Source organism: Chryseobacterium sp. JV558, from assembly GCF_033712365.1.
Classification (GTDB): domain Bacteria; phylum Bacteroidota; class Bacteroidia; order Flavobacteriales; family Weeksellaceae; genus Chryseobacterium.
In genome coordinates, this window is sequence record NZ_WJHU01000001.1 from 226,200 (window position 1) to 242,729 (window position 16,530).

The following is a 16,530-nucleotide window of genomic DNA, read 5'->3' on the forward strand; positions in this document are numbered from 1 at the left end:
GGTAGTATTTTATCTACAATATCTGAGATTTCTTTTTACAGAATAAGCTTAGAATGTTTACAAGATCTATTTTGTCTTTTTTCTTAATTATCAGACCTTTGGAGATACACTAATGATTATAAAATTAAATTCCTAATCGCATTTAATTACTATTGATTCTAAAGACTAAGGATGAAATATCTAGAGAGATCATTTTCTTTCTAGGTATTTCATTTGTGTTTTGACTATGATCCTTTTCATTTAAAAAAATAAAACCTTCCTTACCAAAAGGCAAGGAAGATTTTCAATCAGAATGGTATAATAATATTCTGATAACTACACCACTACATCTATCTTCACATTGATATTTCCACGGGTTGCTTTTGAATAAGGACATGTAGCATGTGCCGTTTCCACAACTTTTCTGGCTTCATCTACGGGAAGACCCGGTAAAATGATCTGTAAATGAGCCTGCAGAAAAAATCCGTCATCATTAGCCGCCAGATCTATGGAGGTATTGACAGACAGGTCTGAAGGAAGAGTAACTCCCATTTTAACAGCACCCAAATGCATCGCTCCGATAAAACATGCCGACCATCCTGCCGCTAATAACTGTTCTGGATTCGTTCCGTTTCCTTTGGCACCGGGAGACGTCAGCTCAATGTCCAGTTTTCCGTCACTGCTTTTAGCTTCTCCGTTACGTCCTCCGGTTACTACAACGTTACCGGAATACAACACTTTACTGATGTTGACTACTGTTGTATTTTCTACTTCCTGAATGGTATTTAATTCCATGTTTTTATTATTTAGATTGAACAATATTGTTGATTTGATCTGTTATTAAAGTTTTTTTCTTAAATCTTTGAAAGCTGCTCTAAGTTCTTCCGTAAAGACCTGTGGCTGCTCCCAAGCTGCAAAATGTCCTCCTTTCGGAGCTTTGTGATAATAGTATAATGTAGGATAGGCACGTTTTGACCAGCTTTCCGGGGCCTGATAAATCTCGTGAGGAAATACTGATATGGCTACAGGAACTTTAATATCTTTTGTTTTCTGTGCATCAGCGCTGAAGTTATTTTTATTATTTTCCCAATAGAAACGCGAAGAAGATGCCCCTGTATTGGTAAGCCAGTAAAGCGTAATGTCATCCAGAATCGCATCACGGCCGATTACATTTTCCGGATGAAGGTCACTTTCACTCCATTCAGCGATCTTCTCGTAAAGGAATGCGGCTAAAGCACCTGGAGAATCGGAAAGTAAATACCCTGTCGTTTGTGGACGTGTTACCATCATTCCTCCATACGCTGCATTCCTCCCAAAGAAAGTACTCATTGCATTATACGCTTGTGCCTCAGAAGCAGAAAGCCCGGCAGGAGTAGGATCACCTGCATTGATAGGTTTTACAAGTTCAGCAGGAATGGTTGCCGGCATGGTCAAGTGAATACCCAAAAGACCGGAAGGAGCTTGTTTTGCCAAAGCATCAGAAACTACAGAGCCATGGTCACCACCTTCAGAAACATATTTTTTGTAACCAAGTCTCTTCATCAGTACATCCCATGCGCGGGCAACACGGTCTGGATTCCAGCCTAATTCAGTAGGGATTTCTGAAAAACCATATCCAGGAATCGCTGGAATAATCACATCAAAAGCATCACTTGCTTTTCCACCATATTTTACCGGATCAGTCAGAGGACCTATGGCATCAATAAATTCTAATGGAGAACCCGGCCAGCCATGAGTAAGAATTACAGGCATTGCATTAGATTCTTTTGAACGTACATGAATAAACTGAATATCAAGCCCGTCAATCTTTGTTACAAATTGCGGAAGGGCATTCAGCTTATTTTCCACTTTTCGCCAGTCATAACCATTCCCCCAATAAGTGATCAGTTCTTGTAACTGAGCAAGCTGAATTCCCTGAGAAGCATCATTTACTGTTTCTTTATCAGGAAAACGGGTTTCTGAAATTCTTCTTTTGAGTTCATCCAGTTGAGACTGTGGGATATTAATGTGAAAAGGACGGATACTTGTATCAGATTTTGACGAAGCCGTAGGGGTGTTATTAGCTTGCGCTTTAAAGATTGCAGGAGTACTTAGCATAAAAGTTGCTGCTAACAGGATGGTTGAAATTGTTGTTTTCATTGCTTTATTGTTTTAGATTTTAAATCTGTTTTTCTTTTTTGATGAGACAAAATTATGCTCTGAGAAGTGCCTGGGAAACCAGTAATTTGTTCAAATAGTCATATTTCGTATCGAAATAGACATTCAAGAGGATGAACAGGAAAGTGGGAGAGTATATAAGGACAAATCTGTGAAAAAGAAATACTCAGAAAAGCTGTTCATTTCTCATTTTTTTTGTAGTTTCGTTGTTCTGCCAGTCACATTATAAAAGCTTTTATGAAACGAAATTTCATCAATCAGGAAGAACTTTCTGATAAATTCTGGAATATTGAATATTCAGGAACTACACAAAAAATAGCATTCGGGAAAACCGGAACCAAAGGACGTGAAACTGTTAAAGAATTTGCCGACGAAAAAGAATGCATTCGCGAATCTGAAAAACTCATCAGCCAAAAGATGAAAAAAGGATACACCGAGATTCAGGAGAACGAAGAAGTCCCTCAGAAAAAAGAAATTTCAGAAAATGAAAAAGCAGATATTTATTTCTGGGAAGCGATTGAAAAATCCAATAAATATAAAAAAGCCCATTGGAGTGAGTATGATATTGATGAACACCTGGAAAATCTAACAGCTTATCTTGCTAAATTTGGAAAAGAAAGACTTATTCTTTTTGAAAAGACGCTTCAGGAAAAATTGAGTGAACTGTATACCGCTGAAATTGCTGAGCTTTCCTTTATCCTTGAAGGTGATTTCAGGGCAGAAAACGGAACATATGTCTTTGATGGTTCCCTTTCTGATGATGGGTTTATTTATTTCCGCTGCTGGCTGCTCCTGAAAGGGAAGGAATTTTTTGAAGATATTACAAAAGATATCCAGGCATTTGTAAGTGGAAAATACAGCTTTAATATTGGTGATTGCTGGGGGGAGGGACTTTTATATGTCTCAGATGAAGCTTATTCCGAAAATCATGACAACGATGATGAGTCAGAAATAAGAGATGCGGTGTATGAGCTTTATCCAGATAATCATTATGATAGTATGGACCGCCAGATGAGCAGGGAGCCCAAAGAGGGGACCGATCTCCAGAAGATGTATCCGAAATTGGTAAAAGAGATCTGTGAATTGAGAAAATAAAAATTTCTTAAAAAAGATAAAAATAAGCTCCGTTCTATAAAGACGGAGCTTATTTTATGATAGTATTGTTGTGAAAATTACCCGTGAGCTTCTACGGATACCTCATTCCATTCTTCCCAAACTTTTAGTCGCTGTTCATAATTCTGCTTTACAAAAGGAAGAGCTACTTTCCCAAGCAATAATCGCAACGGAGGATTTTCAGTTTCTGCTAGTTTGATAAGTGCTGGTGCCGTAGCTTCTACACTTCCGAAAGAGGTCTCAGCTTCCGAAAAGGCTTTTTTAAGTCCATCATAAACAGGATTGCTTTGAGTATTAATCCCTGTATGCCATATATTTGAAGCATAGCCGTTAGGTTCTACCAAAGTAACATGAATTCCAAATTCTTTCACTTCCGTTGCTAACGTTTCACTTAACCCTTCCAATGCAAATTTAGAAGCATTGTAAAGTCCCATCGTTGGTAACGTTGCTAATCCCAGAATAGAAGAAACCTGAATGATATGGCCGCTTTTCTGATCTCTCATAATAGGAAGTACTGCCTGTGTAAGCCATAAAGTTCCAAAGAAATTCGTTTCAAACTGTGCTCTTGCTTCCTGCTCATTTGTTTCTTCAATAGCACCCGTTAATGCATATCCCGCATTGTTGATCAGGATATCAATGCTGCCAAAGTGCTGATGTACTTTCTGAGCTACAGCCAAAGATTCTTCGCGCTTGTCTACATCTAAGGTTAAAGGCAATACAGAATCCCCATATTTTTCTTTTAAATCAGTAAGGGTTTCAATGTTTCTGGCTGTTGCAGCCACATTGTATCCTTTTGCTAAAAATGCTTCTGCCCATGCTTTTCCGAAACCTTTTGATGCACCTGTAATTAAAACTGTTTTTGACATTGTTTTGTTTTTTAATTAATTGTTGTGATTATACTTTTTATAAAGTTTTTATATTTATTTTAATGACCGATTGGTCACTTTTTTGACAAAAAAAATTACACTCTGTTTTCCTCTATCATTTTTTTCAGGCTGTTCCCAATAACCTCCATTCTGTCATTGTTTCCAGACATTCTGGACATCAAATGACCTCCTTCAAGCATGGCAAACAAAACCGTTGCAAAATCTGCCGGATTCCAGTCTGCTCTGAATTCTTTATTGGCAATTCCTCTTTCTATAATACCGGAAAGCAATTCCTGCCCTTGTTTAATCGCACGGTTTACTTTTTCTTTGACTATAGGATTGGTGTCATCTGCTTCCATTCCAAAATTTAATAGAGGACAGCCTCCAACAACCGGGGGATGATTGGGATCACTGAAAAAATCAATATAAGCTAATAGTTGCTCTTCGGCAGTTTTACGGCCACTCAAAACTCTTTGAAGTCCGTCACTTAATAGCTTCATATTATGCTCAACGGCAGCACAGGCAAGAACGTCCTTATTTTCAAAATGAACATACATGCTGCCTTTAGACAACTTGGTCGCCTCCATAATATCACTCATAGAAGTAGCTACAATCCCTTTTGTATTAAAAATAGGTGCTGCTTTTTCTATAATGAACTGTCTGGTTTCTTCCCCTTTTGCCATGATATGATTAAATAACGATGCAAATATATGACCGATTGGTCATAAAAACAAAAATTTTCTTGTTTTTTTTAATAGTTTCTTGTAAAGTATTGTAAATCATTGTGTTTGTTCGTCAGGAAGGCATTGAGGGATTTCTCCCACATCATCCATTGTGAATCCTTCTTCGAAAAGCTTTCTTTTATGATTCGTTCCCCAGTCCTTAAGAGCAAAAATGATAGGATTTAATGTAGCAGAATAGGGTTGAGGTTGATAAATAATTTTAACAGGATAGTCATCAATAATAGTTCTTTTGATTAATTGATGCTGTTCCAGTTCCTTTAATTCTTTAGCCAGAACTTTCGGAGTGATTCCCGGTATACTATCCTGAATATCCGTGAAACGGTCATTTCCTACAGATACAGAAACAATGATAGCCAGTTTCCATTTGCCACTCAGAACGTCTAAAGCATCCCGTACAGGCTTTATTGTTTCCAGACAGCTCGACTTTATTTTTTTTACAGACATATTTTTTAAAATTATTTCGCTTTCCTTTGGGAAAGCACTATACAAAGGAAAGCAAATCTGTGCTAAATTGCAACATCATTTTTCAGGTATTTCCTCATAAAGCAGAATAAGCTTTCCGGTTGAAATAAGATGATGATAAAAGGAATTCCGGCCGGTATTCTTTTGAGTTAAAAAAGAGTCAATAATTAAAAGAGACGAACAAAAAAGAATGAAAAAAGTAATCTTAATTACAGGTTCAAGTACCGGTTTCGGTGCATTAATGGTAAAAACATTTAATAAAGAAGGGCATCATGTAATTGCTGCGATGCGAAATACAGAAGGAAGTAATGCCGTACATGCAAAATCTTTGAATGCATTAGAAAATACAGAGGTTGTAGATATGGATATCACAGATGAAAACTCTGTAAAAGTCGCAGTTGCTTGGGTATATGCCAAATATGGAAAGATTGATGTTCTGATTAATAACGCCGGAATATATGGAGCAGGTGTTCTTGAGTCCTATTCGATAGCACAGATCAAGAAACTATTTGATGTAAATGTTTGGGGAACATTAAGAGTGAATAACGAAGTACTTCCGATCATGAGAGCTGCAAAAGGTGGACTCATTATCACGATATCAAGCCAGGTAGGAAGAATATCACTGCCTTTACAATCTGCATATAATGCTACTAAATTTGCATTGGAAGGCCTGGTAGAAGGTTCTTATGAAGAGCTTGCAGGACAGGGAATAGAATCTGTATTGCTGGAGCCCGGCGGATTCATGACGGAAATTATACACAAGGCACATGTGAATGGAGATCGTGAAGGTATTCAGGAATCCTATGGTTCTGCTGTTGCAGAGATAAGTCAGAAAATTCAGGGAATATTTGGAAAACTCTTTACAGAATCAGCTCCTGATCCACAGGTTATTGCAGATGGAGCTCTTTTGCTGGTGAATACAGAAAAAGGGAAAAGACCACTTCGTACCCCGTTGGATCCTCTTTCAAAAGGGGTTGACAATGAATATAATCAAGCCACTGTAGAGATTAAACAAAAATGGATGAAAGCGTATGGATTTTAATTAATCCTTAAAACAGCTTAAAAGCTTACAATCATTAGTAAAGGAGAAATACAGTTGAAATAAGATTGTATTTCTCCTTTTTATTTTAAGACATTTTTTACAACAAAGGATATTTCATGTAGAAGGCATCCATTAAATTTTTAAATTTACCTAAAATTAATGTAATGGCCAACGATAAACTGAATGTCCGGACACTCCGTGAGCTCTATCAGCAGCTGGATCTTCCGGTTGATTATCTGGAAGAGGAGTCGGGCTTTACCATTCATTATTTAGAAGAGACATTCAAAGATTTACCCTTTCGATCAGAACCTTTCCGCCCGAATTATTTCAGTTTTTTGTTTATAAAAAGTGCATTCGGACACTATACAATAGATGATCAGCGGTTTGAAGTAACCTCAGATACCGTATACTTTACCAACCCCGGAAATTACAGGATTTTTGAATGGGAAAAGCTGAAACATACCTGCCTTATCACTTTTGGAGAAGGATTTTTGAAAGAATATGTACATGAGGATGTCTATCGGGATTTCTCTTTTCTTTTGTCAGAAGTTATTGCTCCGCGTGTTTTGACACAAGAGCAATTCGGCCAGATAGAAGAGTTATTTACATTGATACACAAAGAATATAAAGGGCATTCTTTATATAAAAATAAGATTATCGGAGCTCTTGTGATTGCATTGCTGTTAAAGATCAAAGAATACTTTTTTCAGGATTATGACCCTATTTATGAAGGGAATCGCAGTTCACAGATCGTTAAAACTTTCAAACTGAATGTAGAACGGCATTTCAGAGATCTGATCAACGGAAAGACAAATTCTCAGTTAAGAGTTCAGGATTATGCTGATCTGCAGGCTCTGCATGTCAATTACCTGTCAAGTGTTGTCAGCAGCAAAACAGGGAAAACTATCAGTTCATGGATTGCTGATAAAACGACAACTGAAGCTAAAGTAATGCTGCAGAATGAAAAACTCACGGTTAAAGAGATTGCCGCCCGTTTAGGCTTTCTTGAAACCCCTCATTTCAGCAATTATTTCAAAAAACATACATCAATAAGCCCTGCAGAATACCGAAAACAGTATTTTGGAAACCGATCTTAGATATTTGCAACATCTGCTATAATTCTTGTACGCTCTTTGGAGGTGTAATGTACCAACTTTGTCCTATCAAATTAACATTGATAAAAACAAAGTAATATGAGTACATTAAACAACAAAGTGATCCTGGTGACCGGAGCGTCAAGAGGAATCGGAGCTGAAATCGCTCAACAGCTTGCTTCAGCGGGAGCAAAAATTATCGTCAACTATGCAGGCGGAAAAGAGGCTGCAGAACATGTCGTAACTTTAATACAAGCGAATGGAGGTGAAGCTATTGCCATACAGGCAGATGTAAGCAGTCCTGAAGCTGTAAAACAAATGTTTGATCAGGCTGTCAGTCATTATGGGAAAATTGATGTTCTTGTCAACAATGCCGGTATCATGATTACCAAACTGATCAAAGACACGACTGATGAGGACTTTGCACGCCAGTTCGACATTAATGTAAAAGGGACATTCAACACCTTAAGAGAAGCCGCTACCAGGCTGGCTGACAATGGAAGTATCATTAATTTTTCTTCTACCACTACAAGACTGATGATGCCTTCTTATGGTACTTATGTCGCAACCAAAGCGGCTGTAGAACAATTGACCCGTGTATTTGCAAAAGAAGTTGGCAGCAGAGGAATCAATGTAAATGCAATTCTTCCGGGACCTACCAATACAGAACTTTTTACGACGGGTAAATCACAGGAAGTGATAGACAGGCTGGCTTCTTTAAATGCGTTTAACCGCTTGGGAGAACCTTCTGATATTGCTAAAATCGTGGTTTTCCTTGCAGGAGATGACGCGAAATGGATCAGTGGACAAACTATTGGGGTAAATGGTGCTATGGCATAATAATCATTTATATCATATATTATGAAAACCTTACCAATTGCAGCAGCATTCGGCCTTTTTGGGGCCATTGCAGTTACCGTTTCTTTTTCACAGCAGTGGCCAACGTGGGTGATGTTCATAGCCTGGGTGAGTTTCTACATTTTCGGTAAAAAGTGGCAAAGCTCTCTTTGGGCCTTCCTACAGATTATTCTGGGAATGGGAATGGCGGTATTGATCCAGTTGACAGCCGGATTTTTAGAACAATTTATCGGGGGATTTGGATTTCCGGTGTCTGTATTCTTTTACATAGGATCATTAGCGTATTTCGCAGGAACTCAAAAGCTGAATAATATACCTGCATGGTTTTTAGGATTAATTATTTTGTTCGGAGTTCACCCACCGTTGGAACCGCTCCCGATATTAAAATTACTGATACCCATCACAGCAGGATTTTTCTTTGCCTGGCTGAATAACAAGGTTATCGAAATAATCCATGAAAAACAGGTGACGGGATCATCCGCTCAATAAAATTTATTTTAAACACAATCATTATTCAAATTAAAAAAATCAAAAACAATGAATTCACTACAAAATAAAGTAGCCATTATTACTGGCTCAGGAAGAGGTTTAGGAAAAGCTATTGCCGAACGTTATGCTGCTTTGGGCGCTGATATCGTATTAAACTATTCACGGGATAAAGCTTCTGCTGATGAGGTGGAAAGCACGATCAAAGCAATGGGAAGCAATGTGATTTCTGTAAAGGCAGATGTAAGCAAAGTGGCTGAGATTAAATATCTTTTTGATGAAGCCAGAAAAGCGTTCGGGAAAATAGACATCGTGGTTGCCAATGCAGGTATTGAAATGGTGGAAACTCCCGTAACGGCATTTACGGAAGAACAGTTTGACAGATTGTTTTCAATCAACACAAAAGGCGCTTATTTCACCATGCAGCAAGCCGCACTGAATATAGAGGACAACGGGAGGATTATTTACGTGGCATCATCCACTACAGCTTTTCCTGTTCAGGGAATGGCAGTATATGGTGGAAGTAAAACAACACCCAGATATCTTGTGGATGTACTTTCAAAAGAGATAGGACACCGTGGAGTAACAGTGAATACCATTATTCCTTTTGCTGTAGACCATTCAGGAATTTTTGCAGAAGAAGGAAGTTATCCTGAGTTGAGAAAATCATTGATTGAAAGCTGTCCGATGGGAAGGCTGGCAGAAGTGGAAGATGTCGCCAATATTGCAGAATTTTTTGCAAGTGATCTTTCTTCATTTGTGAATGGACAGCATTTACTGGTGAACGGGGGAGCTAATCAATAAAACAGAAGAATGAAAACTATAAAATTATTCAGTATTGTACTGGTGATGATCTGCAGTCTGAATGCATGTGGACAGCAAAGCGGGCATCAACATAAAAAAATAAAGAATATGGATACTTCAAAAATAAAGAATACTACAGTAAAACAGGCTGTTGAAGCCTTTCAGGCGAGTGATATAGAAAAATGGATTTCTCTTTTTGCCAAAGATGCTATCCTTTTGGATGACAGCAATCCCCGAAATTTTAAAGAATTTTCTACCCATGCTATTACTATTGAGAATTTTGTGAGTATAGATAAAGTAGAGGATAATGGGAATTCCGTTTATGGAGCTTTTCATAGTGATGAGTATGGTGATTTTAAAGCGTATTTTAAATTTCATTTTAACAAAGAAGGAAAAATAAATAAGCTTGAAATCGGGCAGGCAGAGTATTAAAACTTAATGATAAACAGAAACTTTCAATAACCGTAGGGGAAGTTTCTGTTTTTACTGAATGAATTATGGGAAAAATGATGAATTTTTTTAACAGAGACCGAGGTTTATTATTCTTCAGGGTTATGATCAGCCTCATTCTTTATAGTAATCACGGACACGAAAAACTGTTTCACTTTTCTGAAATGCTTACGAAAATTGCTGACCCTCTGCACATCGGAAAACTGCCGGGACTTCTGTTTGCAACCTTTTCTGATGTTTTTTGTGCAGTATTGCTGTTGTTTGGTTTCAAAACCAAAATAGCTTCTTCTGTCATAGCATTAAACACTTTCGCTGCTTTTATATTAGTTCAGCATTGTGATGTAACGACTTACAGAGGTGAAATAGCACTTTTATTTTTCAGCAGTTCTATGCTCTTGTTTTTTACCGGTCCGGGATCGTACAGTGTGGATCTATCCGGAAAGAATGCACAATGATCAATTTGTCCATGTAATATCCCTTTCTGTGCATGTTTTGACGGTCTCTCACAGAATAACTTTGCAGTAGTAAAATAATTAAAAGGAGGGTATATAACAACCTATCCATTAACATTAAATCATCATACTATGAACATTATTAACGTTCCATCGAGAGAAGAAGTAGGTCAGGATTCACAGGTAATTTTTGATCAGATAAAAAAAACAATGGGTAAAGTCCCTAATCTTTATGCAACCATCGGCTATTCATCACATGCATTGAAAGGATTGTTAGGACTGGAAGAAGAACTGAACAAAGGAATATTTACAGCAAAAGAGAAAGAGGCTATCAATCTGGTGGTGTCTGAAGCCAACCATTGTGATTACTGTCTGGCTGCCCATACCATGATTGCAGGAATGAAAGGAATTTCAAAAGAAGATATTCTGAGCTTCAGAAAAGGGTCTGTTGATGATCCGAGATTAAATGCGATTCTTGAACTGGCAAAATCAGTTTCAGAACAAAAAGGAGAAGCAGCTCAGGATAAGATAGAGAATTTTTTAGCCGCAGGATTTGACAATTCGGCGGTGATGGAATTGATAGGTTTGGTCATTCTAAGAACATTTACAAACTATGCATTTGCCGTAACGAAAATACCTGTAGATTTCCCATTGGCTGATCAACTGGATTAATAATAAAAAGTAGATAAACCATAAGTTTATCATCATAAAAAGCCTCTGTTTAGAGGCTTTTTATTTTTAAAGAAATTCCCCAACCAAAAATAAATTTCACTTGAGAATTTAAATGAGTAAATTCTTAAAAAAAGGTTGGGGATAAAATAGAAATGTAATACTAAACTATATCCATAAAACTTAATCACTATTCTTTATTATATACACGGGAAATCCTTATTTCTTTTTTTGATCAATTTGACAACCTTTGTACCAGTACAGATACATTTTCCATTTGTGTTATAGAATCGTACGTTTATAAAAAAGTAAAAAGGATAACACACATTCAATAGAGGGATATTATAATGTATGCAGCAACTTAAAATTTTGATTTATGAAAGTTCTAGTATTTTTTGATCCATTTGTATAAAGTGGTTTTTGGGATTCTGTAATCTTCTATTATCTGTTGTTTTGTTTTTTCATTCGTTTTTAAAAGATTTAAGATAAAATCAATCATTTCAACGGTATAAATATTTTTCCTGAACTCCGGAAGCTTTGTTTTTTCCCGTTTTACTTTTTGATAATAATCAGTAGATAAAGGAGGTGCATAGAGTAAAAGATGCTGAGAATAGATCCTGAAAAAATCATACGTTAAAAGTTTGCTCCACTTAAGAAGAACCTCTGTATCCAGAGATTTGCTTTTGTACATTTCTGCAAGTTCCTTATGACTGCATTGCATAAAGTTCAGGAGCCTGTCTGTAGAGAAACCCGTTTCCTCCACCCGTTTTTGTATCAATTCACCAATATGAATGTCTTTAAAAAGCATAGTAAACGGATTTGTATAAAAACCACTTTTGTGATGGCGTAAAAGTGGTTTTTATAGTTTGAAAATCAATATTTTATAAGCCGGAAGGGAATTCATCAGGTACCATAATATACAATACTTAATGAGGCTGTAGTTAACCTATGAGGTCTTGTGTAGTTACCTCTGCAACTTATTATTTCACCAACATTAAAATAGGCAGTTACTCCTATTGTATTTGCTTCAATAGAAACATTATCAGTTAAGCCATTTTGATTGACTGAGAGTTCAGTTGTAGTACCTGAAACCGTTTTTTTTATGAAGGTCTGCACTGTTCCTCCAGTTGTAGGAGAATTCATACTGACATCTTTTTTTGTGTAAAGTGAAATACCATAATATCCAGCTTTCAGTACTGTAAAGTTCCCTGCGCTGTATGATAAGTTTGCAGAATTGATCTTGTTAGTAGTAAAAGTGTACTTAGCTTCTGTATTGGCAGAAAGATCAGCGGTTGAAGCAATTCCTGTGGCAATTCCTACGATAGAAGGTATACTTATTGTTGTGCCATCTTTGAGGTTGCCGTTAGCATCAGTTCCCAATAAGCTGAAGTTTTTATAGTTTTCCAGACGTACAGATCCATCATCAGATACACTAAGCAGCTCTTTGTTCGTACTGTCATTAATCTCCAGGGCTTTTGTAGCACTAGTGGTTCCTTTGCTAACTATATCAAGTGTAGCACTAGGGGTTGAAGTATTCATCCCAACCTGTGAATATACGTTCAATGAGGCTAGTAGAACAGTGGGTAATAATAATTTTTTCATAGATGTAAAGATTTTTTATTTTTTTACCTGAGATTTACAGATATGTAGTTGTATGTGCTGTAAATCAATTGGATACATTTTGTTTCTGCAATATTACTTTCTGAACTTTATACTATGCAAAATTTCACCTATGACATAGCTATGACATGGATTTAACTTGTTGATAATCATTGTTTTGTTTTTATTAACTAAAAAGTGTATTATTTTAAAATATTCTCACTTTTGTGATATTTATTTCGTATGATTAATTGTTATTTCTTGAATAGGAATGATAGAGTCAATCTTAGAGTAATACCTGTATTTTATAATGTATGCTGAGTTTGATCGATACAGTTGAAACTTACTTTTGTTGTTATTAAATAGCCGTTTGTGGAAGTTGATTTCTGTAATAAACAAAAAAAATATTCTGGATAATAATGAGATTCTATTTTTGGATAGCAATTGCAATATGTCAATAATTCTTCATGTCATATCTGTGTCATACCTATGTCATGCCCATATCGGTTTCTTTTTTCTTTAAATATTTTATCATTGTTCTTAAAATAGGCAGTAATCTCTCTTGAAATTATTGATTGGATATTGAATTTTTTATTATTGATGGTTTTTTAATACTCAAATCATTTATTTATTTTCAATTTGGTTTTTTTTTACTGTTATATTTGTTTTATGTATAAATTATTTACACATACTTACTACATGATGAAATTTATCTTTTTGTTTTTCCCATTAGTACTGTTTGCACAGTCTAAAATTACCACAACAACTATTGATAAAAGGCTGGAGAAATCTAATGCTCTTCTTATTGATGGGCAGACTGATGAAATGGTCACCTTGAATCTTTCGATACTGGATGATGCTAAGCATATTAATTATGCAGAAGGTAAATTGTCTGCATATTATAATTTAGCTCTTGCTTTTTCTATGCAATACAAGTATAATAAGAGCAATTACTTCTTAAAGATGATGGAACCCGAATTTAAAAATTCGGATGCTGAAGATCAGGAAATTTCCATGAATATATTATACAGTATTAATTACAGAGGCATTAAAATGTATGACGAAGCCCTGAAAAAATTAAAGAAAAACCTGGTGATGGCAAATGGTTTAAAAAATGATTCTACCAGATGTGCCATAAAAGGAATGATCCTTGTCCAGATAGGCAAGAATTATTTTGAGAAAAAGCAATATGACTCTGCTGCTTATTATGGAAAAGAAATTATTGATGAATTGAAAAAACCAAAAAAAATAGATGCTGGTATGAATACAAGTTTAAAAGCAGCAATGTTACTTTTAGCTGAAGTAAAGCTCAATGAAAACAAAATTGATTCTGCAGAGATTTATATTAGATCAGCTCAATCTGTACCTATAAAGTGGGGGAATAATGATTTTGCAACATTTAAGCTTTGGGGACAGATTCATGATGTGAGAAAGCAATATGATTCAGCAATTGTAAATTATGAGAAAGCCATAAAGCTCGCTGCAAAGGCAAAGAATTTTAAAAAATTATCAGAATTATACCGTTTAATAGCCATATCATACGAAAAAACCGGTGAGATTGATAAAGGAAATAGGTATGAACTTAAATATAATAGTCTTAGTGATAGTTTAAAAAAGATAGATGAGGAGAATCTGGAAGATACTGTAGGTCTTCTTGTAGAAGAAAAGCAGAAACCTTTGGAAGATAAAACCCATCTTTTATTATACATTATGCTTATAGGAGTTGTAAGTGCTGTTATTATCATCTTTTTTGTGCATATCAGAATAAAAAATAAAGATAGAGTCTTAAATATAAAAGAAAAGGAAACTCAGGAATTGAATCAAAAATTGAATTTTGCCTTTGAAGAAGTCATTCTGTTGGCTAAAAATAATGATCCGGAATTTCTTACCCGGTTTCAGGAAGTATATCCTGATTTCTTTCCAAGCTTAATGAAAATAGAACCTCAGCTGCAGAGTACAGAATTGAAATTTTGCGCTCTGTTATTTCTTAATTTCTCTACCAAAGACATTGCAGCATATACATTTGTTCAGCCTCAATCTGTACAGACCAGAAAAAACCGCTTGCGTAAGAGATTGGGGATTCCATCGGATGAAGATATTTATCTGTGGATGAAAAATATTAATAATAAAATCTGATAACGCCGGAGCTGTATTGCAGATTGCCTTGTAATACCTATGTGATAGGTGTTTTTTTTGAAAAATAATGAGGATTAATCAAATTTGTATTCAAAGAAAAATAGGATAATTGAAAAATTGCCGTAATGGTATTTTTAAAAGATAAACTTATTCTTTGTGGCTGAGAGTTTAGTTATTATTGGCCGGAGATCAGTCACACTCCGGCCCCCTTTTCGGGGATATGTGATTAAAATAAAGAATCTATGCAAAAAACAGAATCCCCGGATTATAAAAGAATCTACGAAGATATCTTAAGACTGAAGCATCCCACAAAAAAAGCACAATGTACATCCATATTGTCTAAAGCAACATTTTCAGTGAAAGATGTTATTGCTATCAATGATATTATTTTTCCTAAAGCTGATAAAAAGACCGAATTTGCCAATCAAAGACATCGTTCTTATGACAAATCGGCGATTCTTGAAATTCTGGAATATCAGAAAAATAACAGCTTAAATAACTCTGAATTAGCAAGATATTTTAAATTGAGCCGGAATACAATTTCAAAATGGAAAAAACTGTTTTTGGTTTAATACGCAATTAGTCTGCCTCGGTTTTAAGAAACCCTTTATTCAGAAAGATATCATTGCAGATAATGGTTTATATCCCTTTTTTAATCTTAAATTTGCCTTGGTAAAAGGAATTATGAAGAAACTGGAGATCAAAAAAAATATTCAGAAACAGGAAGATAAAAATCTGTCTTTCCGGGTTTTTGATTTGAATAAAGATCATTTGGATCACTATGCAAAACCGCACAAAAAAGACCACTTTTGCATTTTCATTGTAGAACAGGGAAAACTTCAGGTTTATATTGAAGATAAAGTTCATTGGATAAAAGCAGGAAAAATCTCTGTGATATTTCCGGAGCAGGTACATTGTGTTGCAGAGTCAAGTGAAGATCTGATCGGGAATATTATTCTGTTTGAGGAAATACTGTTTTGTTCCGATATTCTGAAGAATGAACTGAGTACCTATAATGTCAATCTTTCTAAACAGCTCAACTGCACAATACTTTCCCGTGAGGATTTTGAACAAAGCTTACGCAACATTTCAATCATTAAAGAAATTTATGAACATCCAACCCTTATAAAGAAAGAACAGGCCAGATTTTACATCAAAATTATTCTTCTTGGGCTTATCGAGTCCATTCACGGCTTACATCCGGTTTTGCATGAAAAAACGGCGGATCAACCTATCTATGTAAGATTTAAAAAACTGTTGAATGAACATTACAAACAATACAGAACCGTTCAGTACTATGCAGAAGAAATGGCCATTACAACCAAAAAATTAAACTCCATTACGAAGAAACATTGCGGAGAGACTGCCATCCAGGCAATACACAACCGTATTTTAACGGAAATTAAACGACAGTTGATGTTTTCCGATCTTTCTCATAAAGAAATTGCTTTCGATCTTGGTTTTAATTCTCCTTCTGCCCTCAATAAATTTGTAAAAGCAAAACTCAAAGAAACTCCCACCGAACTTCAGCAGGAATTGGCGCAAATGTATAACGCATAGTCCCGTTTGTATAACAGGGCTTGTGAAGGCTTGTCTAATTTTGTCTTATTAAAATCAGAT

19 protein-coding genes are annotated in these 16,530 nt (G+C 35.8%); 12 read left to right on the forward strand and 7 right to left on the reverse strand.

All coding sequences use genetic code 11. The features are described from left to right. Positions 1-315 precede the first annotated feature (315 nt). Positions 316-774, reverse strand: a complete 459-nt coding sequence (locus GFU89_RS01075; protein ID WP_318845369.1) for an organic hydroperoxide resistance protein — start codon at positions 772-774, stop codon at positions 316-318. A 45-nt stretch (positions 775-819) separates the two neighbouring features. Further along, complete coding sequence (locus tag GFU89_RS01080; protein ID WP_318845370.1) at positions 820-2,118, reverse strand: epoxide hydrolase; 1,299 nt, start codon at positions 2,116-2,118, stop codon at positions 820-822. 255 nt (positions 2,119-2,373) lie between these two features. Here GFU89_RS01080 and GFU89_RS01085 point away from each other — a divergent pair, with 255 nt between their 5' ends. Continuing rightward, positions 2,374-3,231 carry a DUF4240 domain-containing protein gene (locus GFU89_RS01085; RefSeq protein ID WP_318845371.1) on the forward strand — a complete coding sequence of 286 codons (858 nt, stop codon included), beginning with the start codon at positions 2,374-2,376 and terminating at the stop codon, positions 3,229-3,231. Between the two features lie 77 nt (positions 3,232-3,308). Here GFU89_RS01085 and GFU89_RS01090 read toward each other — a convergent pair whose 3' ends face one another. The 3 genes from GFU89_RS01090 to GFU89_RS01100 form a co-directional block, all read right to left on the reverse strand. Then, positions 3,309-4,115: an SDR family NAD(P)-dependent oxidoreductase gene (locus GFU89_RS01090; protein WP_318845372.1), complete on the reverse strand. Its 807-nt coding sequence runs from the start codon at positions 4,113-4,115 to the stop codon at positions 3,309-3,311. Positions 4,116-4,210: 95 nt separating this feature from the next. Continuing rightward, a complete protein-coding gene (locus tag GFU89_RS01095) occupies positions 4,211-4,798 on the reverse strand; it encodes a TetR/AcrR family transcriptional regulator (protein WP_318845373.1) in 588 nt (195 codons plus the stop codon). Between the two features lie 96 nt (positions 4,799-4,894). After that, entirely contained in the window at positions 4,895-5,302 is a 408-nt protein-coding gene (locus GFU89_RS01100) for a helix-turn-helix domain-containing protein (protein WP_318845374.1), read from the reverse strand. 208 nt (positions 5,303-5,510) lie between these two features. On the opposite strand from GFU89_RS01100, the gene GFU89_RS01105 reads away from it, so the two are divergent. The 8 genes from GFU89_RS01105 (at position 5,511) to GFU89_RS01140 (ending at position 11,178) form a co-directional block, all read left to right on the forward strand. After that, positions 5,511-6,362 carry an SDR family oxidoreductase gene (locus tag GFU89_RS01105; RefSeq protein WP_318845375.1) on the forward strand — a complete coding sequence of 284 codons (852 nt, stop codon included), beginning with the start codon at positions 5,511-5,513 and terminating at the stop codon, positions 6,360-6,362. A gap of 164 nt (positions 6,363-6,526) precedes the next feature. After that, positions 6,527-7,459, forward strand: coding sequence for an AraC family transcriptional regulator (locus GFU89_RS01110; RefSeq protein WP_318845376.1), 933 nt, complete (start codon positions 6,527-6,529; stop codon positions 7,457-7,459). A 96-nt stretch (positions 7,460-7,555) separates the two neighbouring features. Next, complete coding sequence (locus GFU89_RS01115) at positions 7,556-8,296, forward strand: SDR family oxidoreductase (RefSeq protein WP_318845377.1); 741 nt, start codon at positions 7,556-7,558, stop codon at positions 8,294-8,296. 21 nt (positions 8,297-8,317) lie between these two features. After that, the gene (locus tag GFU89_RS01120) at positions 8,318-8,803 is read left to right on the forward strand and encodes a DUF1097 domain-containing protein (protein WP_318845378.1); all 486 of its coding nucleotides are present in this window, start codon (positions 8,318-8,320) and stop codon (positions 8,801-8,803) included. 48 nt (positions 8,804-8,851) lie between these two features. Then, the gene (locus GFU89_RS01125) at positions 8,852-9,604 is read left to right on the forward strand and encodes an SDR family oxidoreductase (RefSeq protein ID WP_318845379.1); all 753 of its coding nucleotides are present in this window, start codon (positions 8,852-8,854) and stop codon (positions 9,602-9,604) included. 9 nt (positions 9,605-9,613) lie between these two features. Next, entirely contained in the window at positions 9,614-10,036 is a 423-nt protein-coding gene (locus GFU89_RS01130; RefSeq protein WP_318845380.1) for a hypothetical protein, read from the forward strand. Positions 10,037-10,110: 74 nt separating this feature from the next. Then, entirely contained in the window at positions 10,111-10,509 is a 399-nt protein-coding gene (locus GFU89_RS01135) for a DoxX family protein (RefSeq protein WP_318845381.1), read from the forward strand. Between the two features lie 129 nt (positions 10,510-10,638). Further along, the gene (locus GFU89_RS01140) at positions 10,639-11,178 is read left to right on the forward strand and encodes a carboxymuconolactone decarboxylase family protein (protein ID WP_318845382.1); all 540 of its coding nucleotides are present in this window, start codon (positions 10,639-10,641) and stop codon (positions 11,176-11,178) included. A 382-nt stretch (positions 11,179-11,560) separates the two neighbouring features. On the opposite strand, the gene GFU89_RS01145 is transcribed toward GFU89_RS01140, so the two are convergent. Then, positions 11,561-11,983, reverse strand: coding sequence for a transposase (locus GFU89_RS01145; RefSeq protein ID WP_318845383.1), 423 nt, complete (start codon positions 11,981-11,983; stop codon positions 11,561-11,563). A 95-nt stretch (positions 11,984-12,078) separates the two neighbouring features. Continuing rightward, complete coding sequence (locus tag GFU89_RS01150; protein ID WP_318845384.1) at positions 12,079-12,777, reverse strand: hypothetical protein; 699 nt, start codon at positions 12,775-12,777, stop codon at positions 12,079-12,081. A gap of 696 nt (positions 12,778-13,473) precedes the next feature. Between GFU89_RS01150 and GFU89_RS01155 the strand changes: the two genes are divergently transcribed. From GFU89_RS01155 to GFU89_RS01165, 3 genes are all read left to right on the forward strand, one after another. Next, on the forward strand, positions 13,474-14,910 hold the full coding sequence (locus tag GFU89_RS01155) for a hypothetical protein (protein ID WP_318845385.1): 1,437 nt from the start codon (positions 13,474-13,476) through the stop codon (positions 14,908-14,910). Between the two features lie 242 nt (positions 14,911-15,152). Beyond that, complete coding sequence (locus GFU89_RS01160; protein WP_318845386.1) at positions 15,153-15,482, forward strand: helix-turn-helix domain-containing protein; 330 nt, start codon at positions 15,153-15,155, stop codon at positions 15,480-15,482. Between the two features lie 112 nt (positions 15,483-15,594). Then, positions 15,595-16,470, forward strand: a complete 876-nt coding sequence (locus tag GFU89_RS01165; protein WP_318845387.1) for a helix-turn-helix transcriptional regulator — start codon at positions 15,595-15,597, stop codon at positions 16,468-16,470. Positions 16,471-16,530: the final 60 nt, after the last annotated feature.

Bases quoted from the DNA above. Each gene is read 5' to 3' on its own strand.
- GFU89_RS01135 (WP_318845381.1), top strand. From the start codon at position 10,111: ATGATGAATTTTTTTAACAGAGACCGAGGTTTATTATTCTTCAGGGTT.
- GFU89_RS01090 (WP_318845372.1), bottom strand. From the start codon at position 4,115: ATGTCAAAAACAGTTTTAATTACAGGTGCATCAAAAGGTTTCGGAAAA.
- GFU89_RS01080 (WP_318845370.1), bottom strand. From the start codon at position 2,118: ATGAAAACAACAATTTCAACCATCCTGTTAGCAGCAACTTTTATGCTA.
- GFU89_RS01120 (WP_318845378.1), top strand. From the start codon at position 8,318: ATGAAAACCTTACCAATTGCAGCAGCATTCGGCCTTTTTGGGGCCATT.
- GFU89_RS01125 (WP_318845379.1), top strand. From the start codon at position 8,852: ATGAATTCACTACAAAATAAAGTAGCCATTATTACTGGCTCAGGAAGA.
- GFU89_RS01140 (WP_318845382.1), top strand. From the start codon at position 10,639: ATGAACATTATTAACGTTCCATCGAGAGAAGAAGTAGGTCAGGATTCA.
- GFU89_RS01115 (WP_318845377.1), top strand. From the start codon at position 7,556: ATGAGTACATTAAACAACAAAGTGATCCTGGTGACCGGAGCGTCAAGA.
- GFU89_RS01085 (WP_318845371.1), top strand. From the start codon at position 2,374: ATGAAACGAAATTTCATCAATCAGGAAGAACTTTCTGATAAATTCTGG.
- GFU89_RS01145 (WP_318845383.1), bottom strand. From the start codon at position 11,983: ATGCTTTTTAAAGACATTCATATTGGTGAATTGATACAAAAACGGGTG.
- GFU89_RS01160 (WP_318845386.1), top strand. From the start codon at position 15,153: ATGCAAAAAACAGAATCCCCGGATTATAAAAGAATCTACGAAGATATC.
- GFU89_RS01165 (WP_318845387.1), top strand. From the start codon at position 15,595: ATGAAGAAACTGGAGATCAAAAAAAATATTCAGAAACAGGAAGATAAA.
- GFU89_RS01100 (WP_318845374.1), bottom strand. From the start codon at position 5,302: ATGTCTGTAAAAAAAATAAAGTCGAGCTGTCTGGAAACAATAAAGCCT.
- GFU89_RS01105 (WP_318845375.1), top strand. From the start codon at position 5,511: ATGAAAAAAGTAATCTTAATTACAGGTTCAAGTACCGGTTTCGGTGCA.
- GFU89_RS01155 (WP_318845385.1), top strand. From the start codon at position 13,474: ATGATGAAATTTATCTTTTTGTTTTTCCCATTAGTACTGTTTGCACAG.
- GFU89_RS01075 (WP_318845369.1), bottom strand. From the start codon at position 774: ATGGAATTAAATACCATTCAGGAAGTAGAAAATACAACAGTAGTCAAC.
- GFU89_RS01095 (WP_318845373.1), bottom strand. From the start codon at position 4,798: ATGGCAAAAGGGGAAGAAACCAGACAGTTCATTATAGAAAAAGCAGCA.
- GFU89_RS01130 (WP_318845380.1), top strand. From the start codon at position 9,614: ATGAAAACTATAAAATTATTCAGTATTGTACTGGTGATGATCTGCAGT.
- GFU89_RS01150 (WP_318845384.1), bottom strand. From the start codon at position 12,777: ATGAAAAAATTATTATTACCCACTGTTCTACTAGCCTCATTGAACGTA.
- GFU89_RS01110 (WP_318845376.1), top strand. From the start codon at position 6,527: ATGGCCAACGATAAACTGAATGTCCGGACACTCCGTGAGCTCTATCAG.